This is a genomic window from Aeromicrobium sp. REDSEA-S32_B7, assembly GCF_001626145.1.
GTDB classification, from domain to species: Bacteria; Actinomycetota; Actinomycetes; order Propionibacteriales; family Nocardioidaceae; genus Aeromicrobium; species Aeromicrobium erythreum.
This window is the reverse complement of record NZ_LUNF01000078.1, coordinates 1-20,031: the sequence shown is the minus strand read 5'-3', so window position 1 is coordinate 20,031 and position 20,031 is coordinate 1. Positions and strand designations below refer to the sequence as shown.

The window sequence follows — 20,031 nt, the reverse complement described above, 5'->3', positions numbered from 1 at the left end:
CTGAGAACCTCGCCACGTGCGGTTCACATCGCGCTCAGATACCGGCAGTATGTAGCCATGCCCGGCTCACCCGCACGCACCACCGACGTGGCCGCGCTCGCGCTGGACCACCTCGACCGGCTGGTCGTCGGCACGGTGCGCGAGGTGCACGAGGCCGTGGCGGCGCGGGCCTTCCGCGCCACCCGTGTGGTCGGCGGCCGGGTGCCCGAGTCGCTGCACGACGCCGTCGTCACCTCCGTCTACGGCGCGGTCTCCGGCGTGCTGCGGGTCGGGAGCGGCTCGGTCCGTGCCCTCTCGGCACGAGGGATCGGTGCGCCGGTGGAGTCCACGCGCCTCGGCCGCAGCGTCGTGGCCGCCGTCAACGGCCTGATCGGCGACGAGCTGCGCATGCTGGACGACCCGCAGGCGATCGTCATGTCGGTGCGCGTCGACGGCGAGGACCTCCCGCCCACCGGCTGGCAGGTGGCCGAGGCCTTCCGCGACGCCGGCAGCCACCTGGTCGTGTTCCTGCACGGCCTCTGCGAGGACGACGAGTCGTGGACGCTCGGCTCCAAGGTGTCGGGCACCTCGTACGCGACGCGGATCTCGAGCGAGACCGACGCGACGCCCGTGATGATCCGCTACAACACCGGGCTGCACATCTCCGAGAACGGCAAGCACCTCGACGCGCTCCTCACCCAGCTCGTCGACGTGTGGCCCACCCCCGTCTCCCGCATCACCCTCGTCGGGCACTCGATGGGCGGTCTCGTGGTGCGCGCGGCCACCAACCACGCGACCGCCGGCGGGAAGACGTGGCAGCACCTCGTGCGCGACGTCGTGTGCCTGGGGACGCCGCACGCCGGCGCGAACCTGGAGAAGGTCGCCCACCTCGGCTCCTCCGTGCTGCGCTTCCTCCCCGAGTCGCGGCCCTTCAGCACCATCCTCGACACCCGGTCCGCCGGCATCGTCGACCTGCGGCACGGCTACATCTCCGCCGACGAGTGGGAGGGCCAGGACCTCACCCGCGCGTGGGGCCTCGACCGGATCGCCGCCGCCCCGCTCCCGCACGCCGAGTACCACTTCGTCGCCGGCACGCTCGGGGCGTCGCAGCGCCACCCGCTCAGCACCGTCCTCGGCGACCTGCTCGTGCACTTCTCCTCCGCCACCGGTGTCGGTCGCACCGGCCCGGTGGTCGAGGGCGCCCGCTTCGAGTACGTGCCGAGCGCCCACCACTTCGCCCTGCTCAACCACCCGACGGTCGCCGACTGGCTCGTCGAGTGGGTGCGTGCGGCGCACCGTCCCGTCCGGGCGCTGAGCGCGTCCGGCCAGGACTGAACCCGTCCCACCCCGCCCCGTCCCCGACACCTTGGGAGTCACCACCGTGCCGAACCGCAGCCTGATCGAGAGCTCCGTCGAGATCGACGCCCCGCCGTCCGTCGTCTGGAGCATCGTGTCCGACCTCAAGCGGATGGGGGAGTGGAGCCCCCAGTGCCGCCGCATGATCATCCGCGGCGGCGTGGTCCGGCAGGGCGCGCGCACGATCAACATCAACCGGCAGGGCTGGAAGGTCTGGCCCACCCGCTCCTACGTCAAGGTGTTCGAGCCCGAGCACGAGCTGGCGCTCAAGATCGCCGAGAACGGCACCGTGTGGACCTACCGCCTCGAGGCGCTCGGCGGCGACCGGACCCGGCTCACCGAGTCGCGCACCGCACCGAACGGTGTCTCGAGCCTGTCGAACCTGCTGACGAAGCACGTGCTCGGCGGGACCGAGACGTTCGAGGACGAGCTCGAGCAGGGCATCCACCAGACCCTGCAGCGGATCAAGGCCGAGGCCGAGGCCGGGGTCCGTGCCGCCTGAGTTCCCCGCCGGGGGCCTGCCCGCCCTCGAGGCGGAGACGTCGATCGACGCGTCCGTCGGAGTCGTGTGGAGCCTGCTGTCGGACCTGCGCTCGATGAGCGAGCGCAGCCCCGAGACCGTGCGCATGGTCATCGCCGACGCTCCCCGCGTCGGGTCTCGCGGTGTCAACCTCAACCGCAAGGGCGCGGTGCTCTGGCCGACGACCACCCGCATCACGCGCTGGAAGCCGCCCACCCACGACGGATCCGCCGCCCTCGCCTTCCGGATCTGGCCGGTCGACGTCGAGTGGTCCTACGAGCTGACCCCCGAGGACGGCGGCACGCACGTCGTCGAACGTCGCAGCGCCCTCCCGTCCGCCGGCCTCTCCACCCGTCTCGTCGGCAGGTGGCTCATGGGCGGCGCCGAGAACCACGACGTCGAGCTCCTCGACGGCATGCGTCGGACCCTCGCCGCCCTGAAGGCGGAGGCGGAGGGGCGCTGAGGGCTGGGTGGGCGGTAGGTGACGCGCGCCTCCTGGGCGCGGAGGTAGGTGACGCCGCGCAGGAGGCGCGCGTCACCTACCGCCCCCACGCCGGACCCGGCCGCGGCCCGGGGGACCCCCCGAGCATCGCGCCAGTCGCCCGGTCGAGGCTCTTGCGGCGGCCGACACCAGCGTGGGCCGAGGCAGCGCACCAGCACGACGAGACCCCCGCAGGCAGCGCACCAGCAGGCCAGACCCCCGCAGGCAGCGCACAGCAACCACAGGCCTGCCCGGCCCTGCCCAGCTGCGCGGCGTCAGCGGTCGACGAGGGTGACGTCGAAGCTGTAGAGGCCCGGGCGGTAGGCGTGGCGGCCGAACTCGACGGCCCGGCCGAGGTTGTCGTAGGCGGTGCGCTGCATGGTGAGCAGGGGCGCGTCGACCTCCTCGCGGAGCAGGCGCGCCTCGACGGGGCGGACGCCGCGGGCGCCGATGCTCTGGCGGGCGACGCGGATGACGAAGCCGGCGTCGCGCAGGTAGGAGTACAGGCCCTGCGCCTCGAGGTCGACGTCGCCGAGGTCGACGATGGAGGAGGGCAGGTAGTTGTGCATGACGGCGAGCGGCTCGCCGCCGGCGATGAAGCGCAGCCGCCGCAGCGAGCACCTGCCCGTGCACGACCTGGGTGCCGACGCCGCGGCGCCGCACGAGCATGCCCTTGTCGACGAGGACCTGGATGGCCTGACGCATGGTCGGTCGCGACAGGCCGAGGTCCTGGGCCATCGTGATCTCGTTCTCGAGCCGCTCCCCGGCGCCGATCTCGCCCGACACGATGGCACGCTCGAGCTGCTCGGCGACCTGGAAGTACAGGGGCACGGGGCTCGAGCGGTCCAGGGTGATCCGAGGGCTCGACATGCACGCAACCTAGCAGTCGAGCGTTCAACGTCAAGATGTCCTGACAAATGCTTGACAGTGACCCAGGACACGGTCCAGAGTCTTCCTCGGACGTCATGTCCTGACATTCGAAACCGCCGCTCTTCCCACCCGAGGACCCCCATGTCGCAGATCGCCTCCCGTTCCCGCATCGCCGGTGCCCCCATCTCCTGGGGCGTATGCGAGGTGCCGGGCTGGGGTTACCAGCTGCCCGCCGACCGCGTCCTCCCCGAGATGCGCGAGCTGGGCATCGCCGCCACCGAGTTCGGCCCGGAGGGCTTCCTGCCCGACGCGCCGCAGGCGAAGGCGGAGCTGCTCGAGTCCTACGGCCTCTCCGCGGTCGGCGGCTTCCTGCCGCTCGTGCTGCACACCGACCACGACCCGATGCCCGAGGTCGACGCGTTCATCGACGACTGCCTCGCCGCCGGCGCCGGTGTCGTCGTCATCGCGGTCGCCACCGGCCAGGACGGCTACGACGAGCGTCCCGAGCTCAGCGACGTCGAGTGGAAGACGCTGCTCGGCCACCTCGACCGCATCGCCGACCGCGCCACCGAGCGCGGCGTCGTCGCGGCAGTCCACCCGCACGTCGGCACGCTCGTCGAGAACGCCGAGGAGACCCAGCGGGTCCTCGACGGCTCCCACGTCGGCCTCTGCGTCGACACCGGCCACCTGGTCGCCGCCGGCGCGGACCCGGTCGCGATCACCCTCGCCAACCTGGAGCGTGTCGTCCACGTGCACCTCAAGGACGTCGACGCCGACCTCGCCGCACGCGTCCAGTCCGGCGACCTCGCCTTCTCCGACGCCGTCTCGCAGGGTCTGTGGACGGTGCTCGGGCGCGGCAGCGTCGACGTGGCCGCGATGATCTCCGCGCTCGAGGGCCACGGCTACACGGGTTGGTACGTCCTCGAGCAGGACCTCAAGCTCACGGGCGAGCCGGAGGGCGAGGGCCCGAAGGTCGACGTCGCGGCCTGCCTCGCGTACGTCGAGGGCGCGCTCGCCGCGGAGACCGTCGCATGACGTACGAGGTCATCACGCTCGGCCGCTGCGGCGTCGACGTCTACCCCGAGCAGGTGGGCGTGGGCCTGGAGGACGTCGCGACGTTCGCGAAGTTCCTCGGCGGCTCGCCCACCAACGTCGCGGTCGCGGCCTCGCGGCTCGGCCACCGCAGCGCCGTCGTCACCAAGACCGGCGACGACCCGTTCGGCCGCTTCGTGCGCCGCGCGCTCGAGGGCTTCGGCGTCGACACCGCGTTCGTCGGCACCGACCCCGACCTGCCCACGCCGGTCACGTTCTGCGAGATCTTCCCGCCGGACGACTTCCCGCTCTACTTCTACCGCCGGCCCTCCGCGCCGGACCTGCAGCTGCGCGCCGAGGAGCTCGCCCCCTCCACCGACCTGTACCGCAGCGTCCAGGAGGCCGACATCCTCTGGTTCACGGTCACCGGCCTCAGCGAGGAGCCGAGCCGCGAGGCCCACCTCGCCGCGCTCGAGGCGCGGGGCAAGGACCGGCTGACGGTCATCGACCTCGACTACCGGCCCATGTTCTGGTCCGACCCCGCCGACGCCACCGCCGCGATCGCCGAGGTGCTGCCCTACGTCTCGGTCGCCGTCGGCAACCGCGAGGAGTGCGAGGTCGCGATCGGCGAGACCGAGCCGCAGGCCGCCGCCAAGGCCCTGCGCGCCGCCGGCGTGGAGACCGCGATCGTCAAGCAGGGCCCGGCCGGTGTGCTGGGCGTGCGGGGCGACGAGTCCGTCGTGGTGCCGCCGGTGCCGGTCGACGTCGTCAACGGTCTCGGTGCGGGCGACGCGTTCGGCGGGTCGCTCGTCCACGGACTGCTCTCGGGGTGGAACCTGGAGCGGACGCTCCGCTTCGCGAACGCGGCCGGCGCCTACGTGGCGGGCCAGCTCTCGTGCGCGGACGCCATGCCCACGCCCGACGTGGTCGAACAGGTCCTGAGCAACGGGAAGGTCGTCGCATGAGCATCGCCGAGCAGGACCGGAAGGGTCGCGCCACGGTCGACCAGGCCGCGATCAGCCGCACCATCGAGCAGCGCGTCAGCGACCCTGCCTCCATCGCCCGGGCCTGGGCCGAGCGCCGCCGTCCGACGTCGCTCGTCGGCAGCACGGGACGCCTCATGCTCGTGGCCGCCGACCACCCCGCCCGCGGTGCGCTGCGCGCCGGCGACGACGCCTTCGCCATGGGCGACCGCGCGCGTCTGCTGGACCGCATGGTCCGTGCGCTCGCCCGGCCCGGCGTCGACGGTGTCCTCGGCACGGCCGACGTGCTCGACGACCTGCTGCTCCTCGGCGCCCTCGAGGGCAAGGTCGTCATCGGCTCGATGAACCGCGGTGGTCTCGCGGGCACGGCCTTCGAGATCGACGACCGCTTCACCGGCCACGACGCCGCGACGATCAAGCGCGACGGCATGCAGGGCGGCAAGATGCTGTTCCGCATCGAGCCCGACGACGCCGGCACCGTCGCCACGATGCAGGCGTGCGCCGAGGCCGTGCGCGACCTCGCCGAGGCGCAGGTCATGGCGATGGTGGAGCCCTTCATCTCCCACCGCCGCGACGGACGGGTCGTCAACGACCTGTCGACCGCCGCGGTCGTGCGCTCCGCGACGGTGGCTGCCGGTCTCGCGCCGACGTCGGCCTACACGTGGCTGAAGCTGCCCGTCGTCGACGACATGGACGCCGTCCTCTCGGCCACCGGCCTGCCGGTGCTGCTGCTCGGCGGCGAGGTCTCGAGCGACCAGGAGGCGCAGTTCGCGGCGTGGTCGAAGGCCCTCGCGCACCCGGCCGTCCGCGGCATGGTCGTGGGTCGTAGCCTGCTCTTCCCGCCCGACGGCGACGTCGAGGCCGCGGTCGACGCCACGGTGGCGATGCTCTGATGTCCCACGTCGTGCGCAAGGGCGAGGGTGCGGTCGCACCCTTCGTCCTCGACGTCACCCCCAAGAGCGCGGGCTGGGACCACACCGGCCTCAAGGTGCTCGAGCTGGCACCCGGTGCCTCGCAGACCGTCACCGAGGACGGCCACGAGCTGCTCGTGCTCGCCCTGTCGGGCTCGGCCACCGTCGTGGTCGACGTCGACGGCGCGCAGACCTCCTTCGACCTGGCCGGACGCCCCGACGTCTGGTCCGGGCCGAGCGACGTGGTGTACGCACCGCTGGGCTCGGCCGTCACCGTCACGTCGGCCGCCGGTGGCCGGTTCGCGATCCCGACCGCCGCTGCCACGGCGCGTCTGGAGCCTGCGTACCTGCCTGCGGCCGACGTGCCGGTCGAGATGCGCGGGGCCGGTCAGGCGAGCCGCCAGGTGAACAACTTCGGCGTCCCCGGCGTGCTCGAGGCCGACCGCATCATCGCCTGCGAGGTGCTCACGCCCGGTGGCAACTGGTCGTCCTACCCGCCCCACAAGCACGACGAGGAGCGCGAGGGCGAGACCCGGCTGGAGGAGATCTACTACTACGAGGTGGCGTCCGGACCTGCCCCGGCGGGGGTGGGGGGCGACGGGCCGCAGACGGAGCGCCCGGGCGTCGGGTACCAGCGCGTCTACGGGCACGAGAAGGCCGAGATCGACGTGCTCGCGGAGGTGCGGGACGGCGACGTCGTGCTCATCCCGCACGGCTGGCACGGGCCGTCGATGGCCGCCCCCGGCTACGACCTCTACTACCTCAACGTCATGGCCGGACCGGGCGACGAGCGGGCGTGGCTGATCTGCGACGACCCCGCCCACACCTGGGTCCGCGACACCTGGGCCGACCAGCCGGTCGACCCCCGACTTCCGTTCGGAGGACACCGATGAGCAGCACCCCCGCCGCCCGCACCGTGCGACTGACCGTCGCCCAGGCGACGGTCCGCTTCCTCGAGGCGCAGCACGTCGAGCGCGACGGCCACACGCACGCCTTCTTCGCCGGCTGCTGGGGCATCTTCGGCCACGGCAACGTCGCCGGGGTCGGGCAGGCGCTGCTCGAGCGCTCGCAGTCCGACGACCCGTCGCGCCTGGAGTTCTTCCACGGCCGCAACGAGCAGGCCATGGTGCACGCCGCCGTCGCCTACGCCCGCCAGTACGACCGCCTGCGGGCGATGGCGGTCACCGCCTCGGTGGGCCCGGGCTCCACGAACATGGTCACGGGCGCCGCGCTCGCCACCATCAACCGTCTGCCGGTGCTCCTGCTGCCCGGCGACGTGTTCGCCACGCGTCCGGCCAACCCCGTGCTCCAGGAGCTCGAGGACCCGTCGAGCATGGACACCACGGTCAACGACTCCTTCCGCGCCGTCTCGCGCTACTGGGACCGCGTGGCCCGACCGGAGCAGCTGCCCTCGGCGCTGCTGCAGGCCATGCGGGTGCTCACCGACCCCGCCGACACCGGTGCCGTCACCCTCTGCCTGCCGCAGGACGTGCAGGCCGAGGCCTACGACTGGCCGGTCGAGCTGTTCGAGACCCGCGTCTGGCACGTCGGTCGGCCGGTCCCGCAGCCCGCCGAGCTCGAGCGCGCCGTCGCGGCCATCAAGGCCAGCCGGCGTCCGCTCGTCGTCGCCGGCGGCGGCGTGATCTACGCCGGCGCCGACGCCACCCTCGCCGCGTTCGCGGCGGCGACCGGCATCCCGGTGGGCGAGACGCAGGCCGGCAAGGGCTCGCTGCCGTACGACCACCCGCAGGCGCTCGGTGCGATCGGGGCCACCGGCACCACCGCCGCCGACGCCGTGGCCGCGGAGGCCGACCTCGTCATCGGCGTCGGCACCCGGTACAGCGACTTCACGACCGCCTCGCGCACCGTGTTCGCCGCCGAGGGCGTCCGCTTCGTCAACGTCAACGTCGCCCGCATCGACGCGCTCAAGCTGTCGGCCGCCACGCTCGTGGCCGACGCCCGCGAGGCGCTCGAGGCGCTCACCGAGGCCCTCGACGGCTGGCGCGTCGACGACGCCTACGCCGAGCGCAACACGGCCCTGGCGCAGGAGTGGGACGAGGTCGTCGAGGCGTCGCACCAGGCCATCTCGGGCGACACGCGACTCGTCCAGTCCGCCGTCCTCGGTGTCGTCAACGAGACGTCCGACCCGCGCGACGTCGTGCTCTGCGCGGCCGGCTCGATGCCCGGCGACCTGCACAAGCTGTGGCGCACGCGCGACCGCAAGGGCTACCACGTCGAGTACGGGTTCTCCTGCATGGGCTACGAGATCGCCGGCGGTCTCGGCGTCAAGATGGCCGCGCTCGACCAGGCCCGCGAGGGCACCGACGACGACCGCGACGTGTTCGTCATGGTCGGCGACGGCTCGTACCTGATGATGAACACCGAGCTGGTCACCGCGGTGGCCGAGGGCGTGAAGATCATCGTCGTGCTGGTGCAGAACCACGGCTACGCCTCGATCGGCGCCCTGTCGCAGAGCCTCGGCTCGCAGCGCTTCGGCACCCGCTACCGCTACCGCACCGACACCGGCCTCGACGGCGACGTCCTGCCGGTCGACCTCGCGGCGAACGCGGCGAGCCTCGGCGCCGACGTGGTCGTCGCGAGCAGCCTCGACGACCTCCGCTCGGCGGTGGTGAAGGCCAAGGAGTCCCCGCGGACGACCGTGATCCACGTCGAGACCGACCCGCTCGTGCCTGCGCCCTCCAGCCCGGCCTGGTGGGACGTGCCGGTCGCCGAGGTCTCCGCGCTCGACTCCACCCGCGAGGCCCGCACCACCTACGAGCAGCACAAGGCCGACCAGCGCCACCACTTGGCGCCCACCGACACCCCTTCCACCGCACAGCAGAGCGAGGACACCTCCCGATGACGTACGAGACCACCTACGACCACTGGATCGGCGGACAGAGCGTCGCCGGCACCTCCGAGCGCGTCGGCGACGTGTACGACCCGGCCCTCGGCACGCCGCAGAAGGGCGTCCGCCTGGCCTCCGTCGAGGACGTCGACGCCGCCGTCCAGGCAGCGCGCACCGCGTTCACGACGTGGAGCGAGACGTCCGTGACGGCCCGCTCACGTGTCATGTTCGCCTTCCGCCAGCTGCTCGTGGAGCGCGAGGAGGAGCTCGCGCAGGTCATCAGCGCCGAGCACGGCAAGACCCTCGACGACGCACGCGGCGAGGTCGTCCGCGGTCGCGAGGTCGTCGAGTTCGCGTGCGGCATCCCGCAGCTGCTCAAGGGCGAGTACAACGACCAGGTCTCCGGCTCGGTCGACTCCTACTCCTTCCGCCAGCCGCTCGGCGTGGTCGCGGGCATCACGCCGTTCAACTTCCCGATCATGGTGCCGCTGTGGATGCACCCGGTCGCGATCGCCACCGGCAACACGTTCGTGCTCAAGCCGTCCGAGCGGGTGCCCGGCGCGTCGGCCATGGTCGCGCGGCTCTACCAAGAGGCCGGTCTGCCCGACGGCGTCTTCAACGTCGTGCACGGCGACAAGGTGGCCGTCGACGCGCTCCTCGACCACGCCGACGTCGACGGGGTCTCCTTCGTCGGCTCCACGCCGATCGCGAAGTACGTGCACGAGCGTGCCTCCGCCTCCGGCAAGCGCGTCCAGGCCCTCGGCGGCGCCAAGAACCACGCGGTGGTCATGCCCGACGCCGACCTCGACTTCGCCGCCGACCACATCGTCGCCGCCGGCTACGGCTCGGCAGGCCAGCGCTGCATGGCCATCTCGGCCGTCGTCGCCGTCGGACCGGCCGCCGACACCCTCGTCGACAAGATCCGCGAGCGCACCCACGAGATCAAGGTGGGCGTCGGCACCGACCCCGACGCCGGCATGGGTCCCGTCGTGACCAAGGCGTCGCGCGACCGCATCGTCGACTACATCGGGCAGGGCGAGTCCGCCGGAGCGAAGGTCGTCGTCGACGGCCGCGACCTCGTCGTCGAGGACCACGAGGAGGGCTTCTTCGTCGGCCCGACGCTCATCGACCACGTCACGACCGACATGAGCGTCTACACCGACGAGATCTTCGGACCCGTCCTCGCGGTCCTGCGGGTCGACAGCCTCGACGAGGCGCTCGACCTCATCAACAGCAACCCCTACGGCAACGGGACGGCGGTGTTCACCTCCTCGGGAGAGGTGGCCCGGACGTTCCAGCGTCGGGTGCAGGTGGGCATGATCGGGATCAACGTCCCCGTCCCCGTGCCCATGGCCTTCCACTCCTTCGGAGGCTGGAAGGACTCGCTCTTCGGTGACCACCACGTCCACGGTCCCGAGGGCATCCGCTTCTACACCCGCGCGAAGGTGGTCACCGCCCGGTGGCCGCACGTGAGCGAGGAGTCCCTCGCCGCCCTCCATTTCCCGACGGCTCACTGACGCCGGGCCCAGAAAGAGAAGGAAACCCCCACCATGAAGAAGCTCAAGGTCATCGGCGCGGTGATCCTCGCCGGATCGCTGCTCGCCGCCTGCTCGGGCACCGGCAAGGAGGACACCGGAGCGTCCAGCGACACGAAGGACCTCACCTACGCGGTCATCACGCACTCCGGACCCGGCGACGCGTTCTGGGACCGCGTCAAGTCCGGTGCCGAGCGCGCCGGTGACGACTACGGCGTCAAGGTCGACTACAACGCCGACCCCGACCCGGCCAAGCAGTCGCAGCTGATCGACAACGCCGTCGCGCAGAAGGTCAACGGCATCGTCGTCTCGATGGCCAACCCCGACGGCCTCGAGTCGAGCATCAAGAAGGCCGTCGCCGCGGGCATCCCCGTCGTGACGATCAACTCCGGTGTCGACCGCTTCAAGGAGTTCGGCGCGATCACGCACATCGGCCAGTCCGAGACGATCGCCGGCGAGGCCGTCGGCGAGAAGCTCAAGGAGGCCGGTCTGAAGAACGGCATCTGCGTCATCCAGGAGGCCGGCAACGTCGGTCTGGAGGAGCGCTGCAAGGCTGCCGCGTCGACCTTCGGTGGGAAGATGACCAACATCCAGGTCGACGGCACGAACGACGCCGAGGTCAAGGCGACCATCAAGTCCAAGCTGCAGTCCGACGACAGCATCGACGCCGTGCTGACGCTCGGCGGCCAGTACGCGATCGACGCCGTCGGCGCCGTGGACGAGTCCGGCTCGGACGCCAAGGTCGCCACCTTCGACCTCTCCGAGGACGTCGTGAAGGACATCGAGGCCGGCAGCATCCTGTTCGCCGTCGACCAGCAGCCCTACGTCCAGGGCTTCCTCGGCGTCACGACGCTGTACCTGAAGTCGATCAACGGCAACGACGTGGGCGGTGGCCAGCCGATCAACTCCGGCCCCGCGTTCGTCACGAAGGACAACGCGGCCGACGTGGCGAAGTTCGCCTCGCAGGGCACGCGCTGACCCCGGGGGACGGGGACGATCCGGGGGATCGTCCCCGTCCCACCCCGGCGGCCCCGCCCGCCGACCAGCACCCCGCGCACCGCCCCACCCGTACGATCCCGCTCGGCCCCCGCCGGGCCCCACGAAAGGAGCTGTCATGACGACAGCCACGGCAGCACCAGACGAGAGACTGGCGACCACGTCGACGGTGTCGCGTCTCCTGACCCGCCCGGAGATGGGCGCCGCCGTCGCGGCCATCGCCGTCATGATCTTCTTCTCGCTCAACAGCGACCGCTTCCTCACCACGGCCGGTGCCGGCGTGTGGCTGGAGTCCGCCTCGACCTTCGGCATCATGGCCGTCGCGGTGGCCCTGCTCATGATCGGCGGCGAGTTCGACCTCTCCGCCGGCGTCATGACCGGCTTCACCGCCCTCGTGGTCGGCATCCTGACCACGAACTACGGACTCAACATCTGGGCCGCGGTGCTCATCGCGCTCCTCCTCGCGCTCGCCGTGGGCGCCTTCAACGGCTACATGGTCATGCGCACCGGCCTGCCGAGCTTCATCATCACGCTCGGCACGTTCTTCATCCTGCAGGGCATCGACCTCGCGGTGACGAAGCTGATCATCGGCCAGGTGACCATCCAGGGCATGACCGACGTGCCCTTCTACGACAGCATCCAGCCGGTCTTCGGCGCGTCGTTCACGATCGCGGGCGGCACGTTCTACGTCTCGGTGCTGTGGTGGCTCGCGGTCACCGCGATCGCCACCTGGGTCCTGCTGCGCACCAAGGCCGGCAACTGGATCTTCGCGGTCGGCGGCGCCCAGCAGTCCGCGCGCCAGGTCGGTGTGCCGGTGCTCAAGACCAAGATCGGGCTCTTCATGACGACGGCCGCGGCCGGCTGGCTCGTCGGCATGATCTCGCTGTTCCGCACCTCCACGGTGCAGGCGAACACCGGCGTCGGCCAGGAGTTCATCTACATCATCTGCGCCGTGGTCGGCGGCTGCCTCCTCACTGGCGGCTACGGCTCGGCGATCGGTGCGGCCCTGGGCGCGCTGATCTACGGCATGACCTTCCAGGGCATCACCTTCGCGCAGTGGGACACCAACTGGCTGCGCACCTTCCTCGGCGCCATGCTGCTGGCCGCCGTGCTCCTCAACAACTGGGTCCGGACCCGAGCGGAGACGTCACGATGACGAACGACACCCCGAAGCACACCACGACCGGCCAGGAGGGCGCCGCGCCCGGCACCCCCCTCATCGAGGTCGTCGACATCGGCAAGCGGTACGGCAGCATCATCGCGCTGTCCGACGTCACCACCTCGGTGAAGGCCGGCGAGGTCACCTGCGTCCTCGGCGACAACGGCGCCGGCAAGTCGACCTTCATCAAGATCCTCGCCGGTGCGCACGAGCACACCGACGGAGAGCTGCGGGTCGATGGCAAGGCGACGACGTTCTCCAACCCCCGCGAGGCGCTCGACGCGGGCATCGCGACGGTCTACCAGGACCTCGCGGTCGTCCCGCTCATGCCGGTCTGGCGCAACTTCTTCCTCGGCTCGGAGCCGAGCAAGGGGTTCGGCCCGTTCAAGCACATGGACGTCGACTTCATGAAGCGCACGACGAAGGCCGAGCTGGCCGCCATGGGGATCGACCTGCGCGACGTCGACCAGCCCATCGGCACGCTGTCCGGTGGTGAGCGCCAGTGCGTCGCGATCGCGCGCGCCGTCTACTTCGGCGCACGGGTGCTGATCCTCGACGAGCCGACCGCCGCGCTCGGCGTCAAGCAGTCGGGCGTCGTGCTCAAGTACATCGCGAAGGCCCGCGAGCGTGGCCTCGGCGTCGTGTTCATCACGCACAACCCGCACCACGCCTACCCGGTCGGCGACCGCTTCATGCTGCTGCGTCGCGGCAAGAGCATGGGCGACTTCCCGAAGAGCGAGATGACGCTCGACGACCTGACGTCGATGATGGCCGGCGGCGCCGAGCTGGAGTCGCTGGCGCACGAGCTGGAGCGCACTATGGGCACCGACTCGGCCGTGGCGCAGCAGCTGAAGGACGAGGTGGGGGCGTGACGCAGGAGACCACGCGGCGCCCGGAGCTGCGCGTCGGCGTGGTCGGGCTGGGCTGGATGGGCCAGGTGCACGCGCGGGCGATGACGCGCCTGCTGCACCACTACCCGGACGCCCCGCTGCGGCCGCGGCTCGTCGCCGTGGCCGAGCCCGTCGACGACGAGCGGACCCGGCGGGCGGTGGACGCGCTCGGCTTCGAGCACGTGCACACCGACTGGCAGTCGCTCGTCACGCGCGACGACGTCGACGTCGTGTGCGTGACCGGTCCGAACTTCATCCACCGCGACGTCGCGGTGGCCGCGGCCCAGGCGGGCAAGCACCTGTGGGTCGAGAAGCCCGCAGGACGCGACGCCTTTGAGACGGCCGAGATCGTCGCCGCCGTCGAGGCGGCCGGCGTGCAGGCCGCCGCCGGCTTCAACTACCGCAACGTGCCCGCGGTCGAGCTCGCGAAGGAGCTCGTCGCGTCGGGCCGCATCGGTCGCGTCGAGCACTCCACCGTGCGCTTCCTGGCGGACTACTCGGCCGACCCGGACGCCGCGCTCTCGTGGCGCTTCCGCACGGCGACGTCGGGCACGGGCGTGCTCGGCGACCTGGTGAGCCACGCCGCCGACCTGCTGCGCCACGTGGTGGCCGACGTCGAGGAGCTCGTCGTCGACCGCGCCACGTTCATCGCGCAGCGTCGCGAGGCCGTCGCCGGTGCGATGCACTACGAGAAGGGCGCGGGGGAGCTGGGCGACGTCGAGAACGAGGACTACGTCAGCGCGCTCCTGCGCCTCGCCGACGGCTCGCGCGCCGTGCTCGAGTCGAGCCGCGTGGCCGTGGGCGAGCAGAACCGGTACGGCCTGGAGGTGCACGGCACCGAGGGCTCGCTGTCGTGGGACTTCCGCCGCATGAACGAGCTCCAGGTGAGCACGCGGGGCGCCGACGGCGCCTACCTCAACGCGTTCTCCACGACGCGCTACGCCACTCCCGGCGACGGCGAGCTGGGCGTCTTCCAGCCCGGCGCCAACAATCCCATGGGCTTCGACGACCTCAAGGTCGTGGAGGCCCGCCGGCTCGTGGAGTCGATCGCGACCGGCAAGCCCGTCGGCGCGACCGTCCACGACGCCCTGTCGGCGGCGCGGGTCGTCGACGCCATGATCACCTCCAGCGACGAGAAGAAGTGGGTACGACTGTGAGCAACACCAGGCGGCGCGTGGGCGTCGTCGGCGCCGGCGCGATGGGAGCGGCGCACGCGCGCACGCTCGCCACGTCGGTGCCCGGCGCCGAGGTCGTGCGCGTCTTCGACATGGACACCGAGCGCGCCAAGCAGGTGGCCCACGGCGTCGGCGCCGAGGCCGCCGACAGCGCCGAGGCGCTCGTGGCCGACGTCGACGCGTTCGTCGTCGCCTCGCCCGACTTCACGCACGCCGACCTCGCGGTCGCCGGCATCGAGGCCGGCAAGCACGTGCTCTGCGAGAAGCCGTTGGCCGTGACTGCGGACGACGCGCGTCGCGTGGTCGACGCCGAGGCCGCCGCGGGCCGGCGGTTCGTCCAGGTGGGCTTCAACCGCCGCTTCGACCCCGGCTTCGTCGACCTGAAGGCCGCGATCACCGACGGCTCGCTGGGCGACGTGCGCCTGCTGCACGGCATCCACCGCAACGCCTCGAACAGCACCAGCACCGACGACGCCACGCTCGTGACCGGCTCGATGATCCACGAGCTCGACACCTTCCGCTGGCTGCTCGACGGCGAGATCGTCGCGATCCGCGTCGAGTCGCCGGTCGTCGACGGGTTCCGCGACCCGCAGGTCGCGACGCTGTGGACCGACGGCGGCCAGATGGCCACCGCCGAGGTCTTCGTGAACGCGGCGTACGGCTACGACGTGCGCGTCGAGGTCGTCGGCACGGGCGGGTCCGCGTCGCTCGAGCCCCGCCACCCCGTGCTGCGCCGCGTCTCGGGCCAGGGCGGCTCGGCGATCGGCAGCGACTTCGTGGAGCACTTCGCCGACTCCTACCGGATCGAGCTGGCCGCCTGGGCCGACGCGTCGCTGCGTGGCGAGGTCGTCGGCGCGAGCGCGTGGGACGGCTACGTGGCCAACGTCGTGGCCGCGGCCGGCGTCGACGCGCTGCGCTCGGGGCAGAAGCGCGACGTCGTGGTGCCGGAGCGTCCGTCGCTCTACGCCTGAGCCTCAGGCTGGCGCCGGACCGGTGGTGCTGCGCACCACGAGCTCCGGCGTCAGCACCACGTCCCGGGCGGGCTCGCCGGCGAGGAGTCCGAGTGCTCCCGCCACGGCCCGCTCGGCCATCTCCCGTGCGCTCTGCGACACGGTGGTCATGAGGTCCTGCCGAGCGACCGCCAGGCGCGAGTCGTCGTACCCCGTGACCGAGACCTGACGAGGCACGTCGCGACGAGCGCGCAGCAGTGCGTCGAGGACGCCCGACGCGCAGTGGTCGTTGAAGGCGACCACACCCGTGGGTGGCGTGCTCGCCTCGAGCAGGGTGGCGGTGGCCCGGACGCCGTCGCGCTCGGTCGCGCCGCCCGCCAGCACCCACGGGTCGAGGCCGTGACGTCGAGCCGCCTCGACGAAGCCGCGACGACGCTCCTCGGCGCCGGGCGCCGAGCCGCCGTCGACGTGCGCCAGCCGGACGTGACCGAGCGACACGAGGTGGTCGACCGCCAGGCCCACCCCCAGCTCGTCGTCCCCCCGCACGGCCGCGACCTCGGGGGTGCCGCTGCGCCGTGCGACGACGAGGGTCGGCAGGTCGGTGCCGAGCGCCGCGAGGTCGTCGGTGGAGAGGTCGGGACCGAGGAGGACCAGCGCGTCGCAGCGCTCGCGGCGCAGCGCCTGCACGGCCGACCGTTCGTCGCGCGAGGGCGCCACGGCGCTGATCGCGACGTCGTAGCCGTGCTCGGCGGCGGCGGCGTACAGGTGCTCGACGAGATCGCCGTGGAACGGCTGGTGCAGGTCGAACGTGACACCGAGCAACCGCGTGTCGGCGCTGCGCAGGAGGCGGGCACGTTGGTCGGGCACGTAGCCGAGACGGTCCGCGACGTCGCGGACGCGGGCGCGGGTGACGTCGCTGGCACCGGGGGCGTCGCGCATGACGATCGAGACAAGTGCCACCGAGACACCCGCCTCGCGCGCCACGTCGGCGAGGGTCGTACGCGCCATCGCTGCTCCTGTCGTCCGGACGTCGAGCGTGCGGGGCGGGCTACCCGTTGACGCTGGACGTGGTCACACCCTACCCTTCCCTAGAACGTTCTACTAGAACGTTCTAGTCGTGCCGGACGTGTCCCAGCAGAGGCGACGCAGCGAGAAGTGTCGCGGCGCGACGTACCGCACCATCGACCCCCGCATCCCTGTCCGAAGGACCACCATGACCTCCACCCCCGTCCGCGTCGCGCTCGTCGGCGCCGGTCGCATCGGCGCGGCCCACGCCGAGACGCTCGCGCGCCGCGTGCCCGACGCGCACCTGGTCGCCGTCGTCGACCCCCGCCCCGGAGCCGCCACCGCGGTCGCCACGCCCCTCGGTGCGCGTGCCGAGACCGAGGTCGACGCCGTGCTCGGTGCCGCCGACGTCGACGCGGTCGTCGTGGCTGCCTCGTCGGTCGCCCACCGCGACCTCGTCGTGGCTGCCGCCGACGCGGGCAAGCACGTCTTCTGCGAGAAGCCGGCCGGCATGTCGCTCGTCGAGATCGACGAGGCACGCCGGGCCGCTACCGCGGCCGGCGTGGTGTTCCAGGTCGGCTTCAACCGCCGCTTCGCCCGCGAGTTCGCGCAGGCGCGCGACCTCGTCGAGAGCGGGACGCTCGGCGAGGTGCGACAGCTGCGCTCGCTGACCCGCGATCCTGGTCGCGGCCCGTCCGACCCGGACGTCGTCCCGCCGTGGACGATCTTCACGCAGACGCTGATCCACGACTTCGACACGCTCAACTTCCTGAACCCCGGGGCGCACGCGGTCGACGTCGTGGCCACGGCCGACTCGCTGCTGTTCCCCGGCCACGCGACGCTGCTCGACCACGCCACCGTGGTCGTGCGGTACTCCAACGGCGCCCTCGGCACGGCGGAGGCGAGCTTCGCCGCCGTGTACGGATACGACGTCCGCGGGGAGGTGCTCGGGAGCGAGGGCATGGTCACGATGGGCGAGGGTGCGTCGTCGTCGTTGCGCGTGCACGGGCAGGGCGGTCGCACCGCGAGCACGGCGCACAGCGACACGGAGCTGCTGCGCGACGCCTACGCGGCCGAGCTCGCCGAGCTGTGCGCGGCCGTCCGCGAGGGACGCCCGCCGGCGGTCGGTGCCGACGAGGCGTTCGCCGCCTTCGCCGTCGCGCAGGCGTGCATCGACTCCATGACCACCGGCGGCCGCGCGGCCGTCGCCACCAGCGTCCTCCAGGAGGCATGACATGAGCTTCACCCTCGCGATCTGCTCGGAGATGGTCCTCACCGAGCTGCCACACCTCGAGCGGGTCCAGCACATCCACGACGCCGGCTTCGCGGTCGAGATCTGGGACTGGACGCAGAAGGACGCCGAGGCGCTGCGTGCGACCGGCGCGTCGTTCACGTCGATGACCGGCTACGTCACGGGCGACCTGACGACGCCCGGCGGTGCCGACGACCTGCTGCGGACGGCCGAGGAGTCGATCCCGTTCGCGCAGGCGATCGGCTGCCCGTCGCTCAACATCCACGGCACGGGCCTGGGGGAGGGCGGCCTCCCGGTGCGGCCCGTCGAGGTCACGACCGGGGAGGACTGGGTGGCAGCGGTGCGCACGCTCGAGCGGGTGGCCGAGCTGGCCGAGCGGCACGACGTCACCTACGTGCTGGAGAACCTCAACACGGCGGTCGACCACCCCGGCACGCCGTTCGCGAGGGCCGCCGACACGCTCGCCCTCGTGCGCGCGGTCGACAGCCCGCACCTGCGGATGAACCTCGACCTGTACCACGCGCAGATCGGCGAGGGGAACCTCGTCGATCTCGTGCGCGAGGCCGTCCCGTTCACGGGGGAGGTGCAGGTGGCCGACGTCCCCGGACGCTGCGAGCCCGGCACCGGCGAGGTGCGCTGGTCGTTCGTGGCGCAGGCACTCGCCGACGCCGGCTACACCGGCGTCGTGGCGATGGAGGCGTGGGCGAGCGACCCCTCCGTCGACGGCAGCCGCCGCGCGATGGACGCCTTCCGCGAGGCCTTCACCGTCTGACCCTCACCCCTCGCGCCCGCCCCACCCCCGCTGAGCGTGACGTTTGCGGGGCGGATCGACCGGATTCGCCCCGCAAACGTCACGCTCAGTGGGGCTGGTCACGCTCAGTGGGGCTGGTCACGCTCAATGGGGCTGGGCGTGGTCAGGGGGTGGTGAAGGCACGGGGGAGGTTGAACGGCGTCACGACCTGGACCTGCGACGGCACCGACGTCGGCGCGCCGGGGAGGGCGCCGTGGTGCTGCAGGAGGAGGCGGCAGGCGCGTCGGGTGTCGGCGCGCAGGTCGTGGTGCAGGGCGTAGTGGACGCGGCGCGTCCGCAGCAGCTCGGTGTTGTCGGCGTCGAGGTCGTGCGCGACGAAGACCCGCGGCGCGCGCCCGGCGTCGGCGAACGCCTCGAGCGTCGCACGGTTGCCGCCGCCCACCGAGTAGACGGCATCGACGTCGGGGTGGTCGGCCAGCGCCGCCCGCACACCGGCGCCCGTGGTCGGGTCGAGGCCGTCGGTGTCCGTCAGGTCGACGACGCGACGGGCGGGGGAGAGGTCGTGCAGCGCGTCGACGAAGGCCGACACCCGCTGCTCCTCGCCCCGGAAGTCGCTGCGGCTCAGCGTCACGAGGACCGCGCCCGACGCCGGCGCGCCCTGCGCGACCAGGTAGGCGGCCGTGCGCCCGGCGGCGTCGTTGTCGATGCCGACGTACGCCAGCCGGCGGCTGCGCGGCACGTCGGTGACCAGCGTGACCACGGGGACGCCCGCGTCGGCCAGGGCCGCCACCTCGGCCGCGACGTCGGGATGGTCGGGCGCCTTCAGCACGACGCCGTGGGAACGCCGACGTCGTACGTCGCGCAGGGTCGCGACCATGGCGGCGACGCCGGCCTCCTCGCGCAGGTGGAACCGCGAGCGCACGACCGCGGGCCGCAGCGACGGCAGCTCGGCCTCCAGCGCGGCGCGGACCGCCGTGCTGAACCGGACGGGCGCCTGCATGACGAGGTCGAGCAGGAACGTGCGTCCGACGAGCCGCAGCTGGGACGCCTGCCGGTCGAGCTCCTCGACGGCGCGCTCCACCTCGGCCACGGTGGCCGCGCGCACGCCCGGGCGGCCGTGCAGCACGCGGTCGACCGTGGCCTCGCTCAGCCCGCTCTGCTGCGCGATCTCGCGGACCTTGTGACGGTGGGGCACCCGCGCAGCCTAGTGCGCGCGACCTCGTCCTGAGGTGTTCTTGAGGGGTTCTCGACCCTCCACGCACCTACGGACGGACCTAGCGTGGTGGCGTACCCACCCGCCCCGCCCGACCCGAGGAGCCGAGCATGAGTCTCGTCGAC

Annotated in this window: 19 protein-coding genes and 1 pseudogene; 16 read left to right on the top strand and 4 right to left on the bottom strand. The window is 72.3% G+C overall.

All coding sequences use genetic code 11. The annotated features are described in order from the left end of the window. Window positions 1-57 precede the first annotated feature (57 nt). The 3 genes from A6Q79_RS05980 to A6Q79_RS05970 are packed head-to-tail and all read left to right on the top strand — an operon-like array spanning window position 58 to window position 2,318. Window positions 58-1,314: an alpha/beta hydrolase gene (locus A6Q79_RS05980; RefSeq protein WP_067859078.1), complete on the top strand. Its 1,257-nt coding sequence runs from the start codon at window positions 58-60 to the stop codon at window positions 1,312-1,314. Between the two features lie 46 nt (window positions 1,315-1,360). Continuing rightward, window positions 1,361-1,837, top strand: coding sequence for an SRPBCC family protein (locus tag A6Q79_RS05975; RefSeq protein WP_286690653.1), 477 nt, complete (start codon window positions 1,361-1,363; stop codon window positions 1,835-1,837). Continuing rightward, entirely contained in the window at window positions 1,827-2,318 is a 492-nt protein-coding gene (locus A6Q79_RS05970; RefSeq protein WP_286690652.1) for an SRPBCC family protein, read from the top strand. The genes A6Q79_RS05975 and A6Q79_RS05970 overlap by 11 nt, the downstream gene beginning before the upstream one ends. Before the next feature lie 293 nt (window positions 2,319-2,611). On the opposite strand, the gene A6Q79_RS05965 is transcribed toward A6Q79_RS05970, so the two are convergent. Together A6Q79_RS05965 and A6Q79_RS05960 are read right to left on the bottom strand one after the other, a co-directional pair. Continuing rightward, window positions 2,612-2,905: a UTRA domain-containing protein gene (locus A6Q79_RS05965; RefSeq protein WP_317697102.1), complete on the bottom strand. Its 294-nt coding sequence runs from the start codon at window positions 2,903-2,905 to the stop codon at window positions 2,612-2,614. 124 nt (window positions 2,906-3,029) lie between these two features. Next, window positions 3,030-3,206, bottom strand: a pseudogene (locus A6Q79_RS05960) (GntR family transcriptional regulator); the annotation flags it as partial. A 141-nt stretch (window positions 3,207-3,347) separates the two neighbouring features. Between A6Q79_RS05960 and A6Q79_RS05955 the strand changes: the two are divergent. The 11 genes from A6Q79_RS05955 to A6Q79_RS05905 all read left to right on the top strand — a co-directional run bounded on the left by A6Q79_RS05955 (window position 3,348) and on the right by A6Q79_RS05905 (window position 15,706). Then, entirely contained in the window at window positions 3,348-4,241 is an 894-nt protein-coding gene (locus tag A6Q79_RS05955) for a TIM barrel protein (protein ID WP_067859069.1), read from the top strand. Next, on the top strand, window positions 4,238-5,203 hold the full coding sequence (gene iolC / locus A6Q79_RS05950) for a 5-dehydro-2-deoxygluconokinase (protein ID WP_067859066.1): 966 nt from the start codon (window positions 4,238-4,240) through the stop codon (window positions 5,201-5,203). Before A6Q79_RS05955 ends, iolC begins: the two co-directional genes overlap by 4 nt. After that, on the top strand, window positions 5,200-6,114 hold the full coding sequence (locus tag A6Q79_RS05945) for an aldolase (RefSeq protein ID WP_236749734.1): 915 nt from the start codon (window positions 5,200-5,202) through the stop codon (window positions 6,112-6,114). Before iolC ends, A6Q79_RS05945 begins: the two co-directional genes overlap by 4 nt. Further along, the gene (gene iolB, locus A6Q79_RS05940) at window positions 6,114-7,025 is read left to right on the top strand and encodes a 5-deoxy-glucuronate isomerase (RefSeq protein WP_286690650.1); all 912 of its coding nucleotides are present in this window, start codon (window positions 6,114-6,116) and stop codon (window positions 7,023-7,025) included. Before A6Q79_RS05945 ends, iolB begins: the two co-directional genes overlap by 1 nt. Next, a complete protein-coding gene (gene iolD, locus A6Q79_RS05935; protein ID WP_286690649.1) occupies window positions 7,022-8,995 on the top strand; it encodes a 3D-(3,5/4)-trihydroxycyclohexane-1,2-dione acylhydrolase (decyclizing) in 1,974 nt (657 codons plus the stop codon). Before iolB ends, iolD begins: the two co-directional genes overlap by 4 nt. Next, the gene (locus A6Q79_RS05930) at window positions 8,992-10,497 is read left to right on the top strand and encodes a CoA-acylating methylmalonate-semialdehyde dehydrogenase (RefSeq protein ID WP_067859057.1); all 1,506 of its coding nucleotides are present in this window, start codon (window positions 8,992-8,994) and stop codon (window positions 10,495-10,497) included. The genes iolD and A6Q79_RS05930 overlap by 4 nt, the downstream gene beginning before the upstream one ends. Window positions 10,498-10,530: 33 nt before the next feature. Then, entirely contained in the window at window positions 10,531-11,493 is a 963-nt protein-coding gene (locus A6Q79_RS05925) for a sugar ABC transporter substrate-binding protein (protein ID WP_067859053.1), read from the top strand. Between the two features lie 187 nt (window positions 11,494-11,680). After that, window positions 11,681-12,667 (top strand): ABC transporter permease, encoded by a 987-nt coding sequence (locus A6Q79_RS05920; RefSeq protein WP_317697093.1) that lies wholly within the window; start codon window positions 11,681-11,683, stop codon window positions 12,665-12,667. Further along, window positions 12,664-13,542, top strand: coding sequence for an ATP-binding cassette domain-containing protein (locus A6Q79_RS05915; RefSeq protein WP_286690648.1), 879 nt, complete (start codon window positions 12,664-12,666; stop codon window positions 13,540-13,542). Before A6Q79_RS05920 ends, A6Q79_RS05915 begins: the two co-directional genes overlap by 4 nt. Further along, window positions 13,539-14,717, top strand: coding sequence for a Gfo/Idh/MocA family protein (locus tag A6Q79_RS05910; RefSeq protein ID WP_286690647.1), 1,179 nt, complete (start codon window positions 13,539-13,541; stop codon window positions 14,715-14,717). The genes A6Q79_RS05915 and A6Q79_RS05910 overlap by 4 nt, the downstream gene beginning before the upstream one ends. Further along, on the top strand, window positions 14,714-15,706 hold the full coding sequence (locus A6Q79_RS05905; RefSeq protein WP_286690646.1) for a Gfo/Idh/MocA family oxidoreductase: 993 nt from the start codon (window positions 14,714-14,716) through the stop codon (window positions 15,704-15,706). The genes A6Q79_RS05910 and A6Q79_RS05905 overlap by 4 nt, the downstream gene beginning before the upstream one ends. A 3-nt stretch (window positions 15,707-15,709) precedes the next feature. Here A6Q79_RS05905 and A6Q79_RS05900 read toward each other — a convergent pair whose 3' ends face one another. Next, the gene (locus tag A6Q79_RS05900) at window positions 15,710-16,693 is read right to left on the bottom strand and encodes a LacI family DNA-binding transcriptional regulator (RefSeq protein ID WP_286690645.1); all 984 of its coding nucleotides are present in this window, start codon (window positions 16,691-16,693) and stop codon (window positions 15,710-15,712) included. Window positions 16,694-16,898: 205 nt separating this feature from the next. On the opposite strand from A6Q79_RS05900, the gene A6Q79_RS05895 reads away from it, so the two are divergent. Beyond that, on the top strand, window positions 16,899-17,924 hold the full coding sequence (locus tag A6Q79_RS05895; protein ID WP_083516426.1) for a Gfo/Idh/MocA family oxidoreductase: 1,026 nt from the start codon (window positions 16,899-16,901) through the stop codon (window positions 17,922-17,924). A 1-nt stretch (window position 17,925) separates the two neighbouring features. Then, entirely contained in the window at window positions 17,926-18,714 is a 789-nt protein-coding gene (locus A6Q79_RS05890) for a TIM barrel protein (RefSeq protein ID WP_067859042.1), read from the top strand. Between the two features lie 142 nt (window positions 18,715-18,856). On the opposite strand, the gene A6Q79_RS05885 is transcribed toward A6Q79_RS05890, so the two are convergent. Further along, a complete protein-coding gene (locus tag A6Q79_RS05885) occupies window positions 18,857-19,888 on the bottom strand; it encodes a LacI family DNA-binding transcriptional regulator (protein ID WP_067859040.1) in 1,032 nt (343 codons plus the stop codon). Between the last annotated feature and the right edge of the window lie 143 nt (window positions 19,889-20,031).

Bases quoted from the DNA above. Each gene is read 5' to 3' on its own strand.
- A6Q79_RS05980 (WP_067859078.1), top strand. From the start codon at position 58: ATGCCCGGCTCACCCGCACGCACCACCGACGTGGCCGCGCTCGCGCTG.
- A6Q79_RS05965 (WP_317697102.1), bottom strand. From the start codon at position 2,905: ATGCACAACTACCTGCCCTCCTCCATCGTCGACCTCGGCGACGTCGAC.
- A6Q79_RS05955 (WP_067859069.1), top strand. From the start codon at position 3,348: ATGTCGCAGATCGCCTCCCGTTCCCGCATCGCCGGTGCCCCCATCTCC.
- iolC (WP_067859066.1), top strand. From the start codon at position 4,238: ATGACGTACGAGGTCATCACGCTCGGCCGCTGCGGCGTCGACGTCTAC.
- A6Q79_RS05945 (WP_236749734.1), top strand. From the start codon at position 5,200: ATGAGCATCGCCGAGCAGGACCGGAAGGGTCGCGCCACGGTCGACCAG.
- iolB (WP_286690650.1), top strand. From the start codon at position 6,114: ATGTCCCACGTCGTGCGCAAGGGCGAGGGTGCGGTCGCACCCTTCGTC.
- iolD (WP_286690649.1), top strand. From the start codon at position 7,022: ATGAGCAGCACCCCCGCCGCCCGCACCGTGCGACTGACCGTCGCCCAG.
- A6Q79_RS05930 (WP_067859057.1), top strand. From the start codon at position 8,992: ATGACGTACGAGACCACCTACGACCACTGGATCGGCGGACAGAGCGTC.
- A6Q79_RS05925 (WP_067859053.1), top strand. From the start codon at position 10,531: ATGAAGAAGCTCAAGGTCATCGGCGCGGTGATCCTCGCCGGATCGCTG.
- A6Q79_RS05915 (WP_286690648.1), top strand. From the start codon at position 12,664: ATGACGAACGACACCCCGAAGCACACCACGACCGGCCAGGAGGGCGCC.
- A6Q79_RS05900 (WP_286690645.1), bottom strand. From the start codon at position 16,693: ATGGCGCGTACGACCCTCGCCGACGTGGCGCGCGAGGCGGGTGTCTCG.
- A6Q79_RS05895 (WP_083516426.1), top strand. From the start codon at position 16,899: ATGACCTCCACCCCCGTCCGCGTCGCGCTCGTCGGCGCCGGTCGCATC.
- A6Q79_RS05890 (WP_067859042.1), top strand. From the start codon at position 17,926: ATGAGCTTCACCCTCGCGATCTGCTCGGAGATGGTCCTCACCGAGCTG.